General features: G+C 60.7%; 13 protein-coding genes. 12 read left to right on the top strand and 1 reads right to left on the bottom strand.

The window, feature by feature from the left end:
* From PHP98_05315 to PHP98_05260, 12 genes are all read left to right on the top strand, one after another.
* Complete coding sequence (locus PHP98_05315) at nt 1-1,833, top strand: alanine--tRNA ligase (GenBank protein MDD5483052.1); 1,833 nt, start codon at nt 1-3, stop codon at nt 1,831-1,833.
* Nucleotides 1,834-1,855: 22 nt separating this feature from the next.
* Entirely contained in the window at nt 1,856-2,665 is an 810-nt protein-coding gene (locus PHP98_05310; GenBank protein ID MDD5483051.1) for a M55 family metallopeptidase, read from the top strand.
* Between the two features lie 98 nt (nt 2,666-2,763).
* A complete protein-coding gene (locus PHP98_05305) occupies nt 2,764-4,140 on the top strand; it encodes a DUF4159 domain-containing protein (GenBank protein MDD5483050.1) in 1,377 nt (458 codons plus the stop codon).
* Between the two features lie 83 nt (nt 4,141-4,223).
* Entirely contained in the window at nt 4,224-4,904 is a 681-nt protein-coding gene (locus PHP98_05300) for a hypothetical protein (GenBank protein MDD5483049.1), read from the top strand.
* The gene (locus tag PHP98_05295) at nt 4,901-5,761 is read left to right on the top strand and encodes a hypothetical protein (GenBank protein ID MDD5483048.1); all 861 of its coding nucleotides are present in this window, start codon (nt 4,901-4,903) and stop codon (nt 5,759-5,761) included. Before PHP98_05300 ends, PHP98_05295 begins: the two co-directional genes overlap by 4 nt.
* Before the next feature lie 147 nt (nt 5,762-5,908).
* Complete coding sequence (locus PHP98_05290; GenBank protein ID MDD5483047.1) at nt 5,909-6,865, top strand: DUF58 domain-containing protein; 957 nt, start codon at nt 5,909-5,911, stop codon at nt 6,863-6,865.
* Between the two features lie 11 nt (nt 6,866-6,876).
* The gene (locus tag PHP98_05285) at nt 6,877-9,120 is read left to right on the top strand and encodes a VWA domain-containing protein (GenBank protein ID MDD5483046.1); all 2,244 of its coding nucleotides are present in this window, start codon (nt 6,877-6,879) and stop codon (nt 9,118-9,120) included.
* The gene (locus PHP98_05280) at nt 9,107-11,320 is read left to right on the top strand and encodes a hypothetical protein (protein ID MDD5483045.1); all 2,214 of its coding nucleotides are present in this window, start codon (nt 9,107-9,109) and stop codon (nt 11,318-11,320) included. The genes PHP98_05285 and PHP98_05280 overlap by 14 nt, the downstream gene beginning before the upstream one ends.
* A gap of 70 nt (nt 11,321-11,390) precedes the next feature.
* On the top strand, nt 11,391-12,008 hold the full coding sequence (locus PHP98_05275; protein ID MDD5483044.1) for a hypothetical protein: 618 nt from the start codon (nt 11,391-11,393) through the stop codon (nt 12,006-12,008).
* Nucleotides 12,008-15,589: a hypothetical protein gene (locus PHP98_05270; protein ID MDD5483043.1), complete on the top strand. Its 3,582-nt coding sequence runs from the start codon at nt 12,008-12,010 to the stop codon at nt 15,587-15,589. Before PHP98_05275 ends, PHP98_05270 begins: the two co-directional genes overlap by 1 nt.
* The gene (locus PHP98_05265; GenBank protein MDD5483042.1) at nt 15,576-18,149 is read left to right on the top strand and encodes an FAD-dependent oxidoreductase; all 2,574 of its coding nucleotides are present in this window, start codon (nt 15,576-15,578) and stop codon (nt 18,147-18,149) included. The genes PHP98_05270 and PHP98_05265 overlap by 14 nt, the downstream gene beginning before the upstream one ends.
* Nucleotides 18,146-19,387 carry a YcaO-like family protein gene (locus tag PHP98_05260; GenBank protein MDD5483041.1) on the top strand — a complete coding sequence of 414 codons (1,242 nt, stop codon included), beginning with the start codon at nt 18,146-18,148 and terminating at the stop codon, nt 19,385-19,387. Before PHP98_05265 ends, PHP98_05260 begins: the two co-directional genes overlap by 4 nt.
* A gap of 46 nt (nt 19,388-19,433) precedes the next feature.
* Here the strand turns inward: PHP98_05260 and PHP98_05255 are convergent, their stop codons facing one another.
* Nucleotides 19,434-21,239 carry a phosphoenolpyruvate carboxykinase (GTP) gene (locus tag PHP98_05255; GenBank protein MDD5483040.1) on the bottom strand — a complete coding sequence of 602 codons (1,806 nt, stop codon included), beginning with the start codon at nt 21,237-21,239 and terminating at the stop codon, nt 19,434-19,436.
* Nucleotides 21,240-21,456 lie beyond the last annotated feature (217 nt).

The following is a 21,456-nucleotide window of genomic DNA, read 5'->3' as shown; positions in this document are numbered from 1 at the left end:
ATGCGCGCTTTAACCGCCAACGAATTAAGAAATCTTTTTTTTGATTTTTTCAAGGGCAAGGGACACGCCCTGATTTCCGGCAGCTCGCTGATCCCCCAGAACGATCCCACAGTCCTTTTCACCACCGCCGGCATGCACCCGCTTGTTCCTTACCTGCTGGGCGAGCCGCACCCGGCCGGCAAGCGGCTGTGCAACGTCCAGAAATGCATCCGCACCGGCGACATTGATGCGGTCGGAGATTCTTCCCACCTCACCTTTTTTGAAATGCTCGGCAACTGGTCGCTCGGCGATTATTTCAAGGAAGAAGCCATTGCCTGGTCTTTTGAATTTTTAACCTCTCCGCAGGGCCTGGATTTCCGGCCCGAGCAGATTTTCATCACCGTCTTTGCCGGCAACGAATCGGTTGCCCGCGACGAAGAATCCGCCGCCATCTGGAAAAGCGCCGGCGTCGCCGCCTCCCACATATTGTTCCTGCCGATGGAAGACAACTGGTGGGGACCGGCCGGGCAGACCGGCCCGTGCGGGCCCGACACCGAAATGTTCGTGGACACCGGCCGGCCTCCTTGCGGCGCCGCCTGCCGCCCGGGATGCTCCTGCGGAAAATATTTTGAAATATGGAACGATGTCTTCATGCAGTACGACAAACAGGCCGGGGGTTCTTACGCGCCGCTGAAACAGCACAATGTTGACACCGGCATGGGCGTGGAGCGGACCGCCGCCATGCTGCAGGGAAAAAAATCAGTCTACGAAACCGAGCTCTTCATCCCCGCGATGGAAGCCATCGCCGCCGCCTGCGGCCGGCGGCCGGAAGAAAACAATGAAATCCAAAAAGCCTTCCGGGTGATCGCCGACCATTTGCGCAGCGCGGTTTTCATCATCGGCGACGAACACGGCATTGCGCCCGGCAATCTCGGGCAGGGATATGTCCTGCGCCGGCTCATCCGCCGGGCGGTGCGGCATGCGAAGCAGATCGGCCTGAACCCCGGCTTCGCCGGAAAAATCGCCGTGAGCATTGTCGGCGGTTATGAAGGAAATTATCCGGAACTGAAGCAGAACCGGGAGCGCATTATCCGCGAACTGAACGCCGAGGAGGAAAAATTTGAAAAAACGCTCGGCCAGGGATTGCAGGAGCTTGAAAAAACCCTGGCAAAAATGAGGGAACATAACCAGCAGTGCCTTGCGGGGCGGGTCGCCTTCCGGCTTTACGACACTTACGGTTTTCCGCTGGAATTCACCGCTGAAATCTGCCGCGAACAGGGATTGGCCGTTGACAAACCCGGTTTTGAAAAGGCTTTCGCAAAACATCAGGAGATATCCCGCCAGGGCGCCGACAAGGCCTTTAAGGGCGGCCTGGCGGACCATTCCGAGGCCACGACGCGGTTTCATACCGCCACCCACCTTCTGCACCGCGCCCTGCAGATTATCCTCGGGCCGCACGTCCAGCAGAAGGGCTCCAATATCACCGCCGAAAGACTGCGTTTTGACTTCGCGCATCCTGCCAAAATGACGGCCGAGGAAATCGCGAAGACGGAAGTGATGGTCAATGAAATCATCGGTAAAAATCTGCCGGTTACCATGGAAATCATGGGTTTGGAGGAAGCGAAACGGGCCAAAGCCACCGCGCTCTTCACCGCCAGATACGGCGAGCAGGTCAAGGTTTTTTCAGTCGGTGATTTTTCAAAGGAAGTGTGCGGGGGACCCCACGTCAAAATGACCGGCGAACTCGGCCAATTCAAAATCGTGAAGGAAGAATCCTCCAGCGCCGGCGTCCGCCGCATCCGCGCCGTTCTGGAATCCCCGCGGAAGAATGACCCGGTTAAAAATTCAGGCTGAAAAAATAACCAAAGGAAAAAAAATGCCGAAAAACAAAAAAAAGAAAATATACATCGTAACCGACCTGGAAGGCATAAGCGGCGTGCTGACGTTCACCGACACCGGCCGGGACACCAACCGCTCCGGACCGCGCTACGAGGCCGCGCGGCTCCTGCTGACCGAAGACGTCAACGCCGCGGTACAGGGCGCTTTGGACGGCGGCGCGGGGGAAATTATCGTCAATGACGGCCACGGCGGAGGCAGTAACTTTGTCATGGCAAATCTCCATCCCGGCGCCAGATACTTCAGCGGCTCCGGCCGCATAAAGGCGCTGGACGGCCTGGATGAAAGCACCGACGCCGTAATGCTGGTCGGCTTTCATGCCATGTCCGGCACCAGGGGCGCGGTTATGGATCATACCCAGTCTTCTGCTGTTTGGCACCGCTATTTTCTCAACGGTATTGAAATGGGCGAAATCGGGCAGATGTCCGTTATTGCCGGGCACTTCAACGCGCCGGTCATTTGCGTTACCGGCGATCTGGCCGCCACCCTGGAAGCAAAAGCCCTGCTGGGCGATATTGAGACGGCCGCGGTGAAAGAGGGACGCTCGCGCACCTCGGCCATCTGCCTGGCCCCCAAAAAAGCGCGCGAATTGATCCGCGCCGCGGCCAAATGCTCGCTCGGCAAAATCGGGAAAATCAAGCCGTATAAAATCAAAACGCCAGTTGAAATCAAGCTGGAATGCGCCACCACCGACGCGGCCGATAGCCGCGAAAAGGGCGGCGCGGAAAGGCTGGACGGCTTCACCGTACGCCGGGTTGTATCCTCGGCGCTGGATATTATGAAAATATAAGCCGATTATCCGGGCCGGCCCGCCGTAATTTGCTTGATCCCGGCCGGTCATCCCGCTCAACCAATGCATCGGGCGGCATCCGGTCGGGGGATGAAAATATGGCAAAGTTATTAAAAACTTGTCCGCCGGTGTTTCGCCTTTGCGCATATCAGCGCTTCGCTTCGGCAATAATCTGTTTCTGCCTGTGCGCGGCCGCGCGGGCCCAGACCGGCGCGGAGTTATACGGCCGGGACATCTACTGGAACGCCACGCCCAACGATATCAACAACCTGTTGCGCAGCATGAAAGACCAGGTGGACGCGCATTTTCATATGGATGTGCGGACGCTGGACGAAATCAGCGTTGATCCCGAACAAAACCCGGTACTTTACAGGACCGGGCATTACCGTTTTGAATTCACCCGCGCCGAGCGGCAACGCCTCCGCCGTTATCTGCTGGCCGGCGGCATGATGATCTTCAATACGGGGCTGGGCTCGCTGCCCTTTTATCAGTCGGCGGTCAAGGAACTCGGTGAAATTTTCCCGGAACAGCCCCTGCAGCGCCTTACCGCGGACCATCCTGTTTTTCACTCCTATTATGACGTGGACCGCGTGCAATATGCGCCGGCCGTGTCCGCGGCGGGTTATCAAGGCTTTGCGCCCTGGTTTGACGCCGTTGAAATAAACTGCCGCGTGGTCGCCCTGGTTTCCCGCTGGGGTATGGCGGTGGGTTGGGAAGGCAATGTGCAGAAAGATTATCAGGCCTATCTGCCGGAATCCGCTTTTAAACTGGGCGTTAATATTCTCACCTACGCATCCTCAATGCGCGCCTGGGCAAAGAACGCCGCGCAGTCCATGAAATTCATCAACAAGGACGAGCCCTTGAGCGATACGGTGGCGGTCGCGCAGGTTCAATATGATGGCGTATGGAAAACGCGCCATGCGGGACTGTCGGTTCTCCTGCAGACCTTTAACCGGCGCACCGGCATTCCCGTGCGGTTCGGCCTGAGGGAAATGCGCCTGACTGATCCCGATATTTTTTCGGCGCCGCTGTTGTACATCACCGGCCACGAACACTTTGAGCTCAAACCGGCGGAAATAACGGCATTGCGCAAGTACCTGCAAAACGGCGGTTTTCTGTTCGGCGAGGCGTGTTGCGGCCGCCGCGGATTTGACCTTGCGTTTCGCAAGATGATGAAATCCGTCCTGCCCCGGCATTTCTTGCAGCCGATTCCGGGCGAAGCCGGCATTCTGAAAGAGCCGAATAATGCGCAGCAGGCGGGCGTCACGCCGGCTTTGATGCAGGAAACGGGCGCGGCCAGCATCATGCCGCGGCTTGAAGGCATTGAGCTTGACGGTTATTATGCCGTGATTTACAGCCCGTTTGCGCTGGCCGGGGGGTGGGAAATGTCCCAAAGTCCTTATGCCCGCGGCTATAACGACGAAAGCGCGATAAGAATAGGGCAGAACATCTTGATGTATTCCGTTACGCACTAGCGCGGGCCATGCCCGCGGCCCAAAAAAATGACTGCCCGTTCAAGCCGCGCGCGGGGGATGTTTTTCCGCGAAAGGAACAGAAAATGATCTTGAACCGTTGTTTTTTAATGCCGTCCCGGTTCCGGCGCGCATGCCTTCTGCCGCTCCTGCTGGCCGTTCTTGCGCAGCCGTCCGTGGCGCGCACGCGCAACGGCAACGAATTCGCCCTCTATTATTCAGAGGCCGCCAGCGAAGCGGAGCGCGGGGCCTTGTTAAAGGAAGCCGCGGATCAGCAGTATTTTTTCCGCTATCTCCAGATCATGGAAATGAAAGAGACGGCTGATGAACTCGGTCGCGCGCGCATTGCCATCACCGCTTTTGAGCCGTCTTCCCTGATGGACGTAAGCTTCAATGTAACCCAGCCGGTCTCGTTGTCCATCCTGCGCGAAAATCCGGTCTCCCGGCCCGGCGACGCCATCGCCGTTACCGGCCGGATTGTCGCGACAAATCCCGCCCCGCACGCGCTCACGCTTGACCCCGTGATCGTAAGACACAAGGACCGGCTCAGCCCGGCCGCCGGCAGGGAAATGTTGTGCGAAGTGCAGCCCGGGGGAACCTTTTACTCTTTCACCGAGGGCCCCCGGCCGATCAATTTGAGCTGCCGCGACCGCGACCTGCTCCGGCACCGCGGGAGGATACTGAAGGAACAGGGCGCGCAGGCATGGTTTGAGTTTCTGGAACGCGAACTGGCCGCGCGCGCGCGGGGGGAGCGGATTGCGAAATGAAGAGGACGGGCGCATTTAATTCATGGCAAACCTGGAAGGTGTCTGCGGCGATTCGGGCCGGCCTGCTTTTCATTATGGTTTCAACGTCCGCCGCAGCGGCCGACGAGGGGGGGCTTTGGACGCTGTGGCAGCGGCATTCCGGCGAGCCGGAAAACCACGAGGCGGCCCTGGCCGCCTGCGAAAATTTTATCAAAAATCATCCGTCCGATTCTTTCGCGGCCGTGGCGCAAACCATTGCCGCCTGGCATTTCCTGAAAACCGGACGCATGGAGGAGGCGCGCGCGGCGTTGACTCCTTGGCTCAAGGATTCCGCCGATCCGGTTCTCGCGGGAGCCAGGGAACTTGCCCGCGCCTGGCTAACCTGCATGGACATTGAGCAGGTTCGGGAATCTCTGCAGCAATATTACCGCAGGGAAGTGCGCTACCCGGAAAAAATCGCGGATATCGCCGCGCATCGCGGCATTCCCGCATCCCAGCGGCCGGTCATGGCCGACCGTTGGGGACAGGCCTGGACTTATCAACCGGCGGATTTCAAAATCATGTCCGGCTTTAGAGGACAACGCTGTCTGGTCGCGAGCCGGAAACTCGGCGATTATTCGCGCCTGGTCGCCGCGCTCAAGGTTCCCTACGCGGACCTGATCCGCATAGAGCCGGTGCGCGCGCTGGCCGGACCGGATGGAACGCCGATGGTTGTTCAATTCCGCCGCTTGCCGGCGGCCGGCGCTAAAGCGAACGAGGTTTTGGTGATTCAACAGGGGGCCTTTACGGAGGGTTTTTACCTTGCCCATGCCGGCCCCGGTCTGATCTTGGTCTGCGATCTGCTCCATTGGCGGGCGTGGAAGACCCCGCGCCGATAAAAGGGAAAGGAGCTAACGCCTGTTTTGGATCGTTCCAACTATTAAAAACATGATGATTTTGCGAAGAAAATTGAAAATTGCAAAATCAGGGCAACAATAAACCGCGAGTTGTCTGTTTTGGATGGCGGCCCGGCCGCCTTGGATAAGATGCCGACCGGAATGTCAAAGTTCTCCGCGAAGGACCGCAAACGCGAGCCGCCCTCTGCCTCCGCGGGTATCGCCCGCTTTCTGAGTCCCGAGGAAAGGCACAAGCTCAGCCGCCTCATGTTGCTTTCCCGTTATGTTGTGGAAGGAAACCTGGCCGGCGCCCACCGCAGTCCGCTCCGCGGACCGAGCTCCGAATTCGCCGATCACAAGGCCTATGCCCTTGGAGACGACCCGAAACACATTGATTGGCGCGTGCTCGCCCGCACCGACCGTTTTTATATCAAGCGCTACGACGATGAAACAAACCTGCGCGTGTACATTTCCCTGGATAGAAGCGCCTCCATGAACTACGGCAGCGCGGGCCTGACAAAATTTGACTATGCCTGCCGGCTGGCCGCGGCGCTCGGCTATGTGGTGGTCAAGTCCCGGGATTCGGTCGGGCTGTTTCTGCATGCCGAAAAAGTGGATGTCCGCCTGGGCGCCAGAAATTCACTGCGCCACCTGAACGACCTGCTCAAGCAGGTGCAGGCGCATCCGCCCGCTTCCGGCACGGCCGTCGGCGAGACTCTCCACGAAATCGCCGCTTCCGTCCGTCGCCGGGCGCTGATCGTTGTCATATCCGATTTGCTCGGGGACGAGAAAACGTTGCATGCCGCCCTGGCCCGCTTGCGCAAGCAGCATCACGACGTCATCGTCCTGCACGTGCTGGATCCGGCGGAAATAGACCTTTCCTTCAAGCAAAACTGCGAATTTATTGATCTGGAAACGGGCGAGAAGCTCAATGTGAATCCGCGGAGCCTCGCCCCTTCTTACAGGGAGGTTTTCGGCGCCTTCCTGGAACGGCACCGGCAAGCCTGCGCTTCGCTGCGCATTGATTACCGTCTGGTCAGAACGGACCAGCCCCTTGACATTTTTGTCAGGGCATACCTCCAGGAACGCCGTAAACTCTCCAAATAGGAGCTTTATTCATGTTCGGGGCACCGTTATTTCTGATCGCGGCCTTGGCCGGCGCCTTTGTTCCCCTGATACTGCATCTGTTGCAGAAGAAAAAAACGGTTTCCCAGGTGTTTCCCACGCTCCGCTTTCTGAAAATCGCCGACCGGCATTCTTCACGCCGGATCCGGATGGAGAATCTGCTCCTGTGGCTTTTGCGCACGCTTATCATGGTTCTGCTCGGTCTGGCTTTTGCCATGCCGATGCTGCGGGCCGGAGGACTCGGCTTTCTCGGACGCACGGCGCGGGATGTCGCCATTGTCCTTGACGCTTCCTACAGCATGCTTTATCAGGTCGGCCAGAAGACGGTCTGGGAGCGGGCGCTGGAGGCGGCCGCCGACATAATCAAGGGGTTGGACGCGAACGACAGGTTTTGTATTTATCTGGCCTTGGAAAATCCCGGCGCCCTGATCGCCGAGCCCGTGGGTGACCGGGCGCGCGGCCTCGCCCAACTTGAGGGCCTGAAGCCCGGCTATGACACATCCTGCCTGGCCGCCGCCCTCGCGGCTGCCCATGACGCGTTGAAGAAGGTTCCGCGCCGCCGCGAGCGAGAACTGCACATTCTTACCGATAATCAGGCTCTGGCCTGGAAGGGGTTTACGGAGCAGGCCGCGGGGGAAACGACCACGGGCCAAATGGCCGCGGCCGTCTCCGCCCCGCGCCGTTCCGGGCGCTGGGACCCAGGCGCCGTGGATAAACGCACCGCGTGTTTCGTGGGCCTGCTGGGAGCGGCATCGCCCGCCAATATCGCGCCCCGCGACATTGCGCTGGTCCCCCCGGCAACCTTCGCCGGCTCGCCGGCGCGGCTTATCGCGCGGATTGGATGCAGCGGTGACGCGCCGGAGACGACCTTGTCGCTTTGTATCAATGAAAAAGAAATTGCCCGCCGGACCGGCCGGACCGGCGGGGCCGGTCTCGCAACGACCTCGTTTGTTGTTCCGCCGCTGCCCGCCGGCGTGCACGCCGCGCGCGTTGAATCGCCGGCCGATAACCTTCCGATAGACAATGTCTTTCATTTCCTGATCCGCGTCATGGACCAATTGCCCGCGCTTTGCGTGGGCCATGAGCGCGATACGGTATTTCTGCGCGCCGCGCTCCAGGCCGGGGCGGGCGGCACGCCGCCGCGCCGGATCTTGCCGGAACAACTTGCCGAAGAAAAAAATCTCGGCGCTTACTCCTGCATTTTCCTGGTCAATGCCCTGCCGCTGTCCGGCCAGATTATAACCGCGCTTGAGCGTTATGTTTCCGGCGGGGGCCTCCTTGTTTTTTTCCCGGGTTCGCGCGGCAGTCTTGAGGATTACCGGGCATGGGACTGCCTGCCGGGCGTCCCGTCGGAAATCATGAGTTTTTCCAGTTCGGAAAGCGGCCGGACGCTGAACTGGGGGCAGGCCCAGCATCCTCTTCTGCACACTCTGCGCGAGAGCATGGCCTCCCCGCGATTGAGCGTTCAGCGCGCTCTGGCCTGGAAAAAAACGCATTCCGGCGCACAAGCGCTGATCTCGGCGGGACCCGGGCGGCCTTTTCTCCTCCAGCGCGATTACAGCCAGGGCAGCGTGCTGATGTTCAGCGTCGGCGCGGACCGCGCCTGGAGCAATTTCCCGCTTTCGCCTTTTTTCCTGCCGCTGGTGATGCAGATTGTTGAATACAGCGGCGGAGTGGGCGCTCAGTCTCCTTTTGTGTGGTGCGGCGAATCCCTGGCGCTTGATGAAATCCTGCCGGGCGCGGCCGCCGATACGGCGCTGCTGGATCCGGAGGGCCGCCCCGTTTCAATACGCGGCGTGACGCAGGCCGGGCGCGCAGCCGTCTACGCGGCGGCGCTTGAACTGCCGGGAATATACCGGCTGGCCCCTTCCGGCGGCCGCGAATCGTCCGCGCCCGCCCTGGCGGCGAATTTTTCGCGCGCCGAATCCGACCTGACCCCCGTAGACCCAGGCCGTCTTGCCTCCCTTCTCGGAATAAAAAACCTTTACACTGTTACCGACCGCGAAACATTACAGCGCGCGATACGGGAGCACAGGGTCGGCAGGACTTACGGCGAGCATTTGCTCTTTATCGCGTTGCTTTTGATCGGCATTGAATTTTTCTATGCCAACATGCTCTCGCGCAAGAAACCGGATTTGAGCGGTCTGCTGGGACTGACCAGCGCCGGCAAGCTGAACGGAAAGAGCGCGGCCGGCGCCAAGGCGCGCAGGGGGGAGGCCGGAAGTGATATTATTTGAACATTCAATTCCATTGCTCTGGCTCCTGCTGGCCCTTGCGGCGGCGGCGGCGGGCGGGTTGTACAGCGCGCGGCGGTTTCTGCCCTCGCGCCGGCAGGCCGCGGTTTTTTACGCGCTGTTTTTGCCGGTTTTGCTGCTGGTGTTCTGGGCGCTTCTCCAGCCGGGCAAACGCGATGTTGTCACGGAGCTGATTAAGCCTTATTTTCTGGTCGCGCTGGACACTTCGCAGAGCATGTCCATAGCTCCGGACAAAGACGTTTCCAACCGTTGGGAGACTGCCCGGAGCGCTCTCGCCATGCCCTGGACGCGCATCGTGGATGCGGAATGCCGAATTGATGTTCTGCCGTTTGACGCGCAGGTGGGACAGGTTACGGACTTGAACGGGGCGGGACAATTGCGTCCGGCCGGCGCCGCGACCATGTTACGCGGAAGCCTGCGCGAAATCGCGGAACGTTATGCCGGCCTGAATGTGGCCGGCTTGCTGCTCATGAGCGACGGCCTGGATACGCGCGAGGCCTCCGGCGATTGGGCGCGCGAAGAACGCCCCTTTCCTCTCTACACCGTCCGTCTGGAGGCGGAGACGAAATGGGAACTGCCGCCCGACCTGCGGATTGACGCCGTTACCACTCCCCAGCGCGTAACCCGCAACTGGACCACAGAGCTGAAGGCTCTCCTCTACGGGCAGGGCGCCAATGCGCAAACGGTAACCGTGCGGCTCTTCAAGGATAACGTCTTGGGCGAAGAGCTTCCCGCCAGGTTTTCCGCGGAGGGCGGCCAGCGGGAGCTTGTCTTCACTTTGCAGCACCCGGATCCCGGCGTTTTTACCTATCGCGTGTTCCTGCCGCCGCTGCCGGGAGAAGCCAACACGAATGATAACGAGTATCTCGTCACGGTGCATGTGGCCGAGGATAAGAACCGCCTCCTTTACGTGGAGGGTGTTCCGCGCTGGGAATACCGGTTTCTGCGCCGCGCGCTGCTGGCCAGCCCGAATGTGTCGGCCGCCATGTTCTATACCGGCCCGGACGGCAAGCCCCGCTCTGGAAACGCCGTCGGCAACGTGACGGCCAACATGACCGAATCCGACCTCGCCCATTTCAAGGTGGTTGTGCTGGGAAATCTGGATGCCGGAGAGCTGACCGAGGCAAGGGCGCTGAACCTGGTGCGGTTTGTTGAAACCGGCGGCAGCGTTATTCTGCTTGGCGGAAACAAGGCCTGGGGCGAAAACGGGCTTTCAAAAACTTCCCTGCGCAAGATCATGCCGGTTACCGCCCACGGCACAAAACCGGCGGAAGCCGCCCTCTCCGGCCCGCCTTTCGCCGTGCGTCTCACGGACAGCGCCCGCGCGCATCCCGCCTTTGCGGGCGACGAGGCGTACTGGGCTTCGCTGCCGGGCGTGCTTTCCGTGTTTCCGGATGTGGTTCCTTCGCTGGGCGCGGAGGTTCTGGCCGAGGCCAATACTCCGCGCGGAGCTCAGGCGATGGTGTTAAGCCATCGTTACGGGAAAGGAAAGGTAGCCGCTATTTTCACGGATTCGCTCTGGCGATGGCAGTTGTCTGCGACCGCCGACCGGGATCAGCCTTATCAGCGTTTCTGGACCCAGCTTACGGCCTGGATGCTGCCGGAAGACGACGCGGCGGAAACGCGCCGTATTTATTTGTTCGCGGGCCGCGACCGCCTCTTCCTGGGCGAGGGGATGGAAATCAGCGCCCGCGTGTCCGGTTCAGGCGAAAAGCCGGCCGGTCCCGTGGAAGCCACGATTTCATTTCCCGACGGCCGCGAAGTTCCTTATACCATGAGTTCGCGGCAGATCGTTGCGCCCGCCGGCGAAACTTTTGACGGCTATGCGCTGGATTTTGAGCCGCCCGTCCCCGGCCATTATACCGCCGTGGCGGCGGCGGGCGGGGGGACTCAGAAAATAAAAAGCGATCCCATTTCATTTTTCGTGCGGCATCATTCCCAGGAAACAGTTCCCCGGCCTATAGACGCGGAAATTCTGAAAACGCTGGCCGCCGCGGGCGGCGGGCGCTTTTTTGAAACACTGGACCGGATGAACGAAGAATTGTCAACCATGAAGACGGCGGCCATCCAGGAAGAACAGTCGCGGTTTTACAGTCTGTGGCAGCGCTGGCCCCTGATCCTGCTGCTCATGGCGCTCCTTTCCGGGGCGTGGGCGCTGCGGAAAAGCCGGAACATGCCGTGAATTTTGCCTTGCAAAAACGTTGTTCCGGAGTTACTTTTGAGGTGATAATGAACGGAGGCGGGGTATGCGCATGAACAGCGGATATATGGCTGCGGCCTTGCTTGTCATCGGTTTAAACGCGGCGCTCGCCGCAGAAAAAAACCTTATTGAAAACGGAAACTTTGATGTTCCGGGCGATCCCCTGCGCGGCTGGGTTGTGGATTACGCCTGGAGCGGCAACGAATATTACATTGATAACGCCCAAAGAGTTTCCATTGTTCCGAATGAATCCGGCCGAAAAAACGTAATGCGCCTGGACGGCCTGACCGGGGCCGGCACCAAGGTTGAATCGTCCGTCATCCCGTTTGACATCAAGCAGAAATACCGGGCGACGCTGTTCGTGAAAGGCGGACCGTACCGCATTTATTTCGCGGGTTACCAGTGGAAGCCCGGGATTCGCCCCCACGATAATCCAAAACCGGAAGAACTGCGCATGATTTACCGCAGCAAGACGGAGACGGGCACGGCAAAATCATGGCAGAGCGTCTCGCTTGAAATCCCTGGCGCCAAGGCTTCCAGCGCAAGCCTCCAGCACCTCGGCCGCGTGCGGTTTATCCGGCTTTACGTGTATGTTTACAATTCGGACGAAGCCGTTCATGACCTCTGCGCCGGTTTCATTGACGGCGTGCTGGTTGAAAGAATAGAGTAATGTCTGCCATGATTGACATTGCGGGCGTGTTGCAGGAAATCGGGGACGGCTTGCTCTGGTGGCGGGCGCAATTGCGCCTGATCCGCGGCGCCGCATGCCTCCTGGCCGCCCTCCTGATTTTCAGCGCGGCGGATCTCTTGTTCAGGCTGAATATGCCTGCCCGCCTGTGCGCCGGAGGGTTGCTGCTGGCCGCGGCCTGCTTCACCGCATGGCTCATCATCAGGACATTGCGCCGCAGGCTGACGACCGAGGGCGTCGCGGCGGCGATGGAAAAGGCCTTTCCGGAACTGGACAACCGCCTGATCAATTATATCCAGTTTGCCCGCGGTTCCGCGGCGGACCCCTTCAAGGCGGCGTATGTTGCAGCCGGAGCGCCGGATTTAAAAACGCTTGATTACGCCCGGATGAAAAGCCGGCGCGCCCATAACCGGGGACTGCTTATGCTGGCGGCGCTGGCGGTTTTTCTTGTTCTGCCAGCGGTGTTTGTCGGCAAAGCATGGCCGGCCGCCGTCTGGCGCATGGTCAATCCTTTCACACGGGTGCAACCCGTCACGCTCACCCGGCTGCTGGATGTTTCGCCGGGTGACAAAACAATTCTCCAGGGTTCCGCGGCCGTCCTTGCGGCGCGCGTGGACGGCCATCCCGGACACAGGGCGCTTGTTGATGTGCATCCCGGCGACGCCGTCCAGACAACATATGACCTTGGAAAGATTGTCAAGAGCGGCGTGCAGGAATTCACCTATTCTTTGCCGCGCGTGAATACGCGCCTGCGTTACCGGTTCAGGGCCGGCGACGCCCCGGCCTCCCCCTGGTACACCCTTGCTGTGCGTCCCCCGCCGGCGCTGACACGCATCCGGATGGAGGTGGTTGCGCCCGAATACACGGGGCGCGCTCCGCAATTTCTGGATGCTCGCACCAATGATTTGCGTTGGCCCGCCGGCTCCACGGTAAAATTTCTGATAACCGGCAGCGACAAGATGAAGCTCATAAACGTGGCGGCGCCCGGCTGTGACAAGCTGGAACTGCGCCGCCAGCAGGACCGGGGCGTATGGCTCGGCAGCCTGCAGTTGACCGAACCCGGCATTCTGGCGTTCAACGCCGAGGACTCGTTCGGCGAGTCTCTTTGCGAGGAGGTCGCTTATCAGCTTGAGCCGGACCAGCCGCCGGTCATTGAGATTATTTCGCCGGCCGGACGCGGCGTCCTGCCGAAGGGCGAACAGCCGAAAATCGTATTCCATATCGCCGATGATTACGGTCTGGCGGAAGTGCAGGTTGAGCGGATCAATCCGGATCAACCCGGCGCGGCCGCCGGCGAGTCCCTTCAGGCCTGGCGGACCGGCCATGCGCGCGAGTTCAACAAGGTCTGGAGCGCGGAACAAGAGCGCGGCGGGGAGGTCATGGCTTTCCGCATCGCGGCCCGCGACAATAATCCCTTCCTTAAAAACATCACCCGCTCGCGGCCGATCATTTTTAATTCGCCGGCCCGGGAACAGGAGGCCGAATCGCGTGAAAATCTTGAAAAAAGCGCCCTAGCCGGCCTCACCCTGCTGATTGGGCTGCAGAAGGCGAACATTGAGCAGACCCGCGCCCGGCGCGCTAACCTTGCGGTAGTGTCTTCCGCCGACTGGCGGGGGACCCTGGACAAACAGGCGCAAATCCAATCTTTAACCCGCGAATTGCTGCATAACCCTATTCGCCCGCTGGGCGGACAGACGGAAACCGTCAAGAAATTGTTTCTTAATGAAATGCCGCTGGCCATAGACGTTCTGGATAGAATCGCGGCCGCGGCGCCCGCGGTCAAGCCTGCCGCGGTAGCGGAAGCCCTGCGCCTGCAGGAGGCCATTTTGCGCGGTTTCACGGCCGCCCAGGTTGCCGCGGAACAGGCGGCGGTCAGCCAGAGAATTTCCGGGCTTTCCGCCATACTCCAGGCATTGATAGGCAATCAGCGGGATGTGCTGAAGAAAACGAAGTCTTTCGCGGGCGGCGGCGCCAAGGTAAGCCCGCTTCTTGTGGAACAACAGGATGCGCTTGCCTCGGACATGGTTGAATTCGTCAAAACCTGCAAAAAGGATGCCGAAGCGGTGCGCGCCAATGACCCGGATTTTGCGGACATCCTTGTCAAGCTGACAAGCGAGGCCGAAAAACGAGCTGTTCGCAACGATATGCTGATGGCCGCCGAGCGGCTTGAACGCAATGCCGCCTCCGAAGCCGTTCCCTTCGCCCGGAAGGCGCTCGGCAGCCTGCAGGCATTGCAGGAACTCCTGGAGGGCGTGCGCGCGCAGCAGATTGAGGAAGACCGGAGCGTTATGATTGAATCGCTGGAACAGGCCCGGCAGAAAGTTGAAAGGACGAAGGAGCTTCACCGGCGCATGCTTGAGGCCATGGACGCTGTGCGCGGACAGGTTGCGAAAAACGACGAGATGTTTGACGCTTTCCTTGAAGAATACAAGGAACTGGCGGAAAACACGAAAGAAGTCATGCTGGCCGTCCCTGCCGACCTGCATGTCTTTACCGACCTGAACCCGGCCAACGACCTGGTGGAAGACGTCTTTTCGGTTTTTGAAGAAATAGAACAGGTTGAAGGCAGTGAAAAAATGAAGGCGGACGACATCGTTGAATTCGCGTACGCCAAGGAACAGCAGCTGGTTGAACAGATGGAAGAAATACTTGAAAAAGTGGAGGACATGGAAAAATGGCTGATGAGCAATCCGGACAACCGGAAAGTTGAAACCGAGGCATTTGACCGGGAGGAAATGCCCGAGTCCGGCATTGCCATGGGGCCTCTCGCCAGCCAGTTGGAGGATTTGATAGGCGAATTGCTGAAGGAATCCAAAGTAATGTCCGATGAGGCCGACGACGGCGCCACCACGCACGCCATGCCGGATACCCCGGCCGGATGGGACGTGATGGAAGGCGATATATCCTCCTTTTCCGCGGACGGCGTGTCCGGGAACACGACCCCGGACCATAAGGAACAGGACGGACGTTCCCTCGTCGGCCGCGAGGGCATGTCCGTTGGCGAAACGGCGGCCGGCTCGGGCACGCTCAGCGAAGGCGACAAGAATATTGAGGCGCGCCGGACCGAGGAGGCGACCCAGAGCGGCCAGGTGGACGTGGACGGCGAAGGCCAGACCGCGGCCACCGGCGGCGGGAAACTTGCCACGGGCAAGGCCGATGAACACGGGATGGGCGGGGGCGCTGAGCGCATGGATTCAACCGAACAGGGTTCATGGGCGGGTATGGCCGCCATGATGGCGCGCCGCGCCGACGCAATCTACGCGCAGGCATCCCTGCAGAAAGTGAGGGTCAACTCGCTTCAGGAAGCCGCGCGCCATCTGCGCCAATCCGGCGACGCGATCGCGAAGGGGCGCATAGAACAGATGAAAGAATTTCAAAACCTTGCGGCGACGGCCTTGCAGAAAGCCCGTATTGAGCTTGCGGCCGGTCCCGCCGGGCCCATGGACGTTGACGAAAAGCCGGGCGTTATAGATTCGTTTATCGGAGGCGGACCCGAACTCGCTCCGCAGCGGTACAGAAACGCCGTGGCGGATTACTATAAATTGTTGAATGAATCCCTCTGATCATACCGGGTCTTCCGTTTATTCCGGCGCCGTTCCCCGCCCCTCTTGCTGGCCCTTCTATATTCAGGATATCGCCCAACTGCGCGCCGAGACGGAACGCCTTGGCCTCGCCTTGCCGCTTTCCGAAGAAAGCAAACCGCTCTGGAAAGAGCTTGTTTTGAAAAGCAGGCGGATACCCAACCGCTGGTGCGCGCAGCCGGTAGCGGGCAACGACGCCTTGCCCGGCGGCGCTCCCTCGCCATTGACGTTGCGGCGTTATACCCGTTGCGCGGCGGGCGGGTTCGGGTTGATCTGGGTGGAACGCGTTGTTGTGAATCCCCGTGCGCGCTCGCGCCCCGGCGGCGGGCTGGCAATCACACGCAGGAACCTCGGCGCATTTGCGGATTTTACGCGCGCGGTGCGCCGCGCCGCGCGGGATTCCCGGTTCCGCGCCCCGGTCCTTATCCTGCAACTCGCCCACGCCGGCGGCAGGGCTTTCAGCGATCGCGACCTGGTAAAGGCGCGCGGGCAAATCATCGCCGCGGCGGATTTCGCCGCCCGGGCCGGCTTTGACGGAGTGGATATCCAGTGTTGCGGGAACAGTCTTCCCGCAAAAATGCTGGCGGCTTTTGAGCGGCCCGGCAAATACGGCGGGCCGTTTGAAAATCGGGCGCGTTTCCTGCGTGAATTGGTGCGGGGCGTCCGGGCGAAACGCCCGGAACTGCTGATCGCGGTTCGTCTGAACGCCTACGCCGCTTGCGCTTGCCCGCCCGGTTTCGGGGTTGCCGGCGGCAATTACCGCGAGCCGGATTTGCGCGAGCCTGGAAAACTGGCGAAATTTTTGCGTGAGGATGGCGCGGCGCTGCTTAACATCACGGCGAACAGTCCGAATCTCAGGGCGGCGCCCGCGGAGCGGGCCCGGCTTCCTTTCGCGGATTGTGATATCGGCGACGAGCATCCCCTGGCGATACTTTCCCGGAATCTGGCCATAGCCGGGGCGTTGCGCGCGGCGGCGCCCGGCTTGCCCGTTGTTATCGGAGGATGGACCTGGCTCCGGCAATTCATACCGGCGGCGGCCGCCGGCGCATTGCGGGCGGGGAACGCGGATTTTATCGGATTGGGGCGCGCCGCGCTGGCATATCCGGAGCTTCCCGGCGATCTCCGGCGTGCCGGTAAATTGGATTTTCATAAATGCTGCAGTCTCTGCCAGGCCTGCCTGTGCCTGGCGCGCGCCGGCGCGCGCGCGGGTTGTGTTCCGCGCGATGCCCTTGTTTACGGTCCGGAATACCGCCGCGCGCGGCGCTTTTCCATGCCGCGGCTGCTGGATGAAGCGCGGAAATGCCGCAATTGCGAAGAGGCCGCGTGCCGCATTTCCGTGCCGGGTAATCTGGATATACCCGCCTTCATCAGGGCCTTTGAGCAGGATAGTTTGCGCGCCGCTTTTACCGTCATTCGCCGCGCGAACGTTCTGCCCGAAATGGGCGCCATGCTTGCATACGCCCCGCCGCAGCGCGCGGGCGAAGCCAACTGCGTGGAGACGATATTTTCGGGCCGCCCGGTGGCGATTCGCGACATCATGATCGCGGTCTCTCAATCGGCGCGCGCCCGGGGTTGGACCGGCGTTCGTTTGCCGCCGGAACCTTTGTCCGGCCGCCGGGTGGCCGTGGTAGGCGGCGGACCTTCCGGCCTGGCGGCCGCGGCGGTCCTCCTTGAACGCGGCCATGCCGTTACCATATTTGAAAGCCGGAAACGGCTCGGCGGAGTGCCCGAAATATTGATTCCGGCGGCGCGTTTTCCCGGGGCCGCGCATGAAATCCGCGCCCTGTTTAAGCCCGCGCTTGAGAAGAGACGCCTGGATATTCGGTTTGGCGCGGAATTCGGCCGCACCGGCCCGGACCTTGACCGCTTGCAACGTTCATTTGACGCCGTTCTGCTGGCCGCGGGGCTTTGGCGGAACCTGTCCCTGGGCGATGCGGACGGGGTGGCGGACGCCGCGTGTTTTCTGGAGCGGGCGAAGGCCGGCCGCTGGACCGCAAGGCTGGATTCCGCGGCCGTATTGAGCGGGGGCGATTGCGCGATGGATTCTTCGGCCGCGGCCCTTGCGCTCGGCGCGCGGAAATTGTATATTATTTTCCCGGGGCCGCGCGCGGAAATGCATTGGTGCGCAGAGGAAATTTTCTTTAAACGGCCGGGCGTGCATGCGCTGATGCTTACGCGGCCGCTCGGGTACGAAACGAACGCAAAAGGCAAACTCACCGGCCTGCGGGTCTGTCCTTTGGTTGCCGCACCGGACGGATCATGGCGGGACGTTCCCGGGAGCCGGTACACGATCGCGGTTGACGCGGTGTTTGAGGCGGCGGGGCTCAGACCGGCGGCTTCGCTGGTATCCGCCCTGCCCGGCCTGCGGTTCCTTGAAAACGGTCTGCTGGCCACCAGGCGCGCAGGAATTTTTCAAACGGACCGGGAAGGCGTGTACGCGGCCGGCGCGCTTGTTAACGGCGGCGCTTCGGTGCCGCAATGCGTGGCCGAAGGAATGGGCGCCGCCGAGGAAATTCACCGTGCCCTGACGGCCCTGCCATGAAACTGAGAAGACGCAAAAAAAACAGATACGGCCGGTGTGTTGAGCCCGCCCTCACCGTGCGCCGCCTTGAATCCATTCTGGGGAAAAAATACGATTACTGGATTCACGAGGAACAGGTTGCGCCCGGACTGTTTTGGTCTGCGTTGTTCATTGATAACATGGATTTTCGCGCCATGGGGAAAGGCGTGGATGCGATGCAGAGCCGCGCCGGCGCGCTGGCCGAAACGGCGGAATGGCTCATTTCCCTGCCGGTTGAGAAGTTGCCGGGTTATGTGGCGGCCCGGCAGGATGAGCTGGAGCGCCCCCTTCCAATTGAAAACTTGTTGCCCCATATCGCCAACGCCACGCCGCCGGTGCTGGAGCGCATCAAGTCGTTGGATTGCGCGCGGCACTGGGTGGATGGGTATTCCCTGCTTGACGGCCGGCGGCTGAAAGTTCCGATAAAATACCTGAGGTTGATTCACGGTCCCAACGGCCGGGCCGCCGGCAACTGCCTGGAGGAGGCCGTGGTGCACGCCACGAACGAGGTGTTTGAGCGGCGCGTTCACGCGACAATCCTCAGAAACAGAATGATCATGCCCACGATCATTCCGGAAACGATTCCCAGCCCGCTGGTCCGCGGCCAGCTGGAATTCATGCGCGCGCAGGATATTGAAGTTACGATAAAGGACTTGTCTTTCGGCGGGGTCATGCCGTGCGTGGGGGCATATTTCAAAGACCGCGCCGTTCCTCCCGAATACCAGTTTCACCACGCCTTCAAGGTCGGGGCCGCCTTCAATACCGGCGAGGCGCTCGTCCGGGTTTTTACCGAGTACGTGCAGGGCCGCCGCCGGGACGAATTCCGCCCGCGCGCGCCCGAAGCGCTCGCGCGCATACTGAAGCCCGATTTCCGGGCGTTGCCGGCGCAGGATAATGCTTGCGACAATTTCCTGTCAGCGTTCATGTTCGGGTTTGTGCCGTACCGCGACGCGGCCTTTCTTGAAGAGGGGGAACGGGGGCCGTTCCGTCCTTCCCGGGGATATGGCGACTGCCTTGGGGATATCAATCGCGCGCGGAGCATCTGCAGAACGCTGGGCAGGGATTACATCGTGGTGGACATCTCCGATCCCGCAACAGGTTTTGCGGTGGTCCAGGTCGTTATTCCAGGCTACTCGGACGTGCTCCCGTTTCATCCCCCATCCAGCCCGGCGCTCTTTGAGCGCGTGCAACGGACGGACGTGCTGAATATGTATGCTTGACGAAATGTTATTCCGGCGGCGGGTTCCGGGCCGGGAAAAGGACGTGTCAGGCAATGTATTTTTCGCCGGAAAACCGGCGCTCAAGGCGCGCGAGCTCGTCCGACAGTTCTTGCGGCAGACGCGCGCCGAACCGGGCGTAGTGGGCGCGGATGTCGGGAATTTCCCCCATCCAGCCGGCGCGGTCCACGCGCAGGAGCTCGCCGAGGTCTTCGGCGGGGATATCAAGGCCGTTTGTGTCAATCGCGGAAGGATGAGGGAGCAGGCCGAGGGGCGTTTCAACCGCCCGCCCCGTTCCGGTTACGCGTTCGTAAATCCATTTCAGCACCCGGCTGTTTTCGCCGAAGCCCGGCCAGAGCCATTTGCCTTCTTTTGACTTGCGGAACCAGTTGACGTAGAAAATTTTTGGCAGGCTGGCGGAACTTGTTTTGCGTCCTATGTCAAGCCAGTGGGCGAAGTAATCGCCCATGTTGTATCCGCAGAACGGCAGCATGGCCATGGGATCGCGGCGGACAATGCCGACCGCGCCGGCTTGCGCGGCCGTTGTTTCCGAAGACTGGATTGAACCAAGGAAAGTCCCGTGCTTCCAGTCAAACGCCTCAAAAACGAGCGGGATCACCGCCGGCCGCCGGCCGCCGAAGAGGATGGCGGAAATCGGCACGCCGCGCGGGTCATTCCATGCGGCGTCCGCGGCGGGACACTGGGCAATCGGGGCGGTGAAACGGCCGTTTGGATTGGCAGCTTTTCGGCCGGAATCCGCTTCCCATGGTTTTCCCTGCCAGTCCAGGAGGCCCGGCGGCGGCTCGCCGGTAAGGCCTTCCCACCAGACATTGCCGTCAGGGCTCAGAGCGACGTTGGTAAAAATACTGTTGGCCGTCATGGTCTTGATCGCATTCGGATTGGACTGAAGGGAAGTGCCGGGCGCCACGCCGAAGAATCCGGATTCGGGGTTGATGGCGTAGAGCCGGCCGTCCTGGCCGAACTTCATCCAGGCGATGTCATCGCCCACACAGGTTATTTTCCATCCCGGCAGGGAGGGATTCATCATGGCCAGGTTGGTTTTTCCACAGGCGCTCGGGAAGGCGGCGGCGATATAAATGGTTTTGCCCGCGGGGGGGGTCAGCCCCAGGATCAGCATGTGTTCCGCGAGCCAGCCTTCGGCGCGGGCCATGACCGAGGCTATTCTCAGCGCGAAACATTTTTTCCCGAGCAGGGCGTTGCCTCCGTAACCGCTGCCATAGGACCAGACGGACCTTTCATCCGGAAAATGGGCAATATACTTGTTTTCGGCATTGCACGGCCAGGGAACATCGGCGTCGCCTTGCTGAAGGGGCGCGCCGACCGAATGCAGGCAGGGGATAAAATCGCCGTTGCCGAGCGCCGCAAGCACTTCGCGTCCCATGCGGGTCATAATGCGCATATTGGCGACAACGTAAAGCGAATCGGTGATCTCTATGCCGATATGGGAAATGGGCGAACCGATCGGTCCCATGCTGTAGGGGATGACGAACATGGCGCGTCCGCGCATGCAGTTGCGGAATAATCCGGATAAAAAGGTTTTCATCTCGGCCGGGTCGCGCCAGTTGTTGGTGGGGCCGGCCTCGTCCCGGGAACGCGCGCAGATGAAAGTGCGGTCCTCGGTGCGCGCCACGTCGCCGGGGTCGGAGCGGCAGAGGTAACTGTTTGCGCGCAGTTTTTCATTCAGCCGGATAAACGTTCCGTTGTTGACCATCTCGGCGCAGAGGCGGTTGTATTCTTCCTGCGAACCGTCGCACACGTGAATGGAACGCGGCGCGCAAAGCGCGGCTATCTGTTCAATCCAGGCATTCAGTTTGTTGTTTCCGGTCATATTCATAAGCATTGCGGAAATTGCGCCGGTGGCGCGCAAATTCCGATATTTCAATACAAGTTGCCGCCGGCTGTCAAGAATTAATGGCGAATATTTGCGCGCCCCTCAGGGCCGCGTCAAGAAAGCCGGAGAGTGATAAAAGGCGAGAGGAGTGCGGTTTAGAGGGCAACAGAAGCAAGATTTGGAAGGCTTTGCCCGCTACGGGCAGGCCCGGAAGGCGGGA

The organism is Kiritimatiellia bacterium (assembly GCA_028715905.1).
In the GTDB taxonomy this organism is placed as follows: domain Bacteria; phylum Verrucomicrobiota; class Kiritimatiellia; order JAAZAB01; family JAAZAB01; genus JAQUQV01.
The sequence above is the reverse complement of the archived record's forward strand: the minus strand, read 5'-3'. Positions and strand labels throughout refer to the sequence as shown.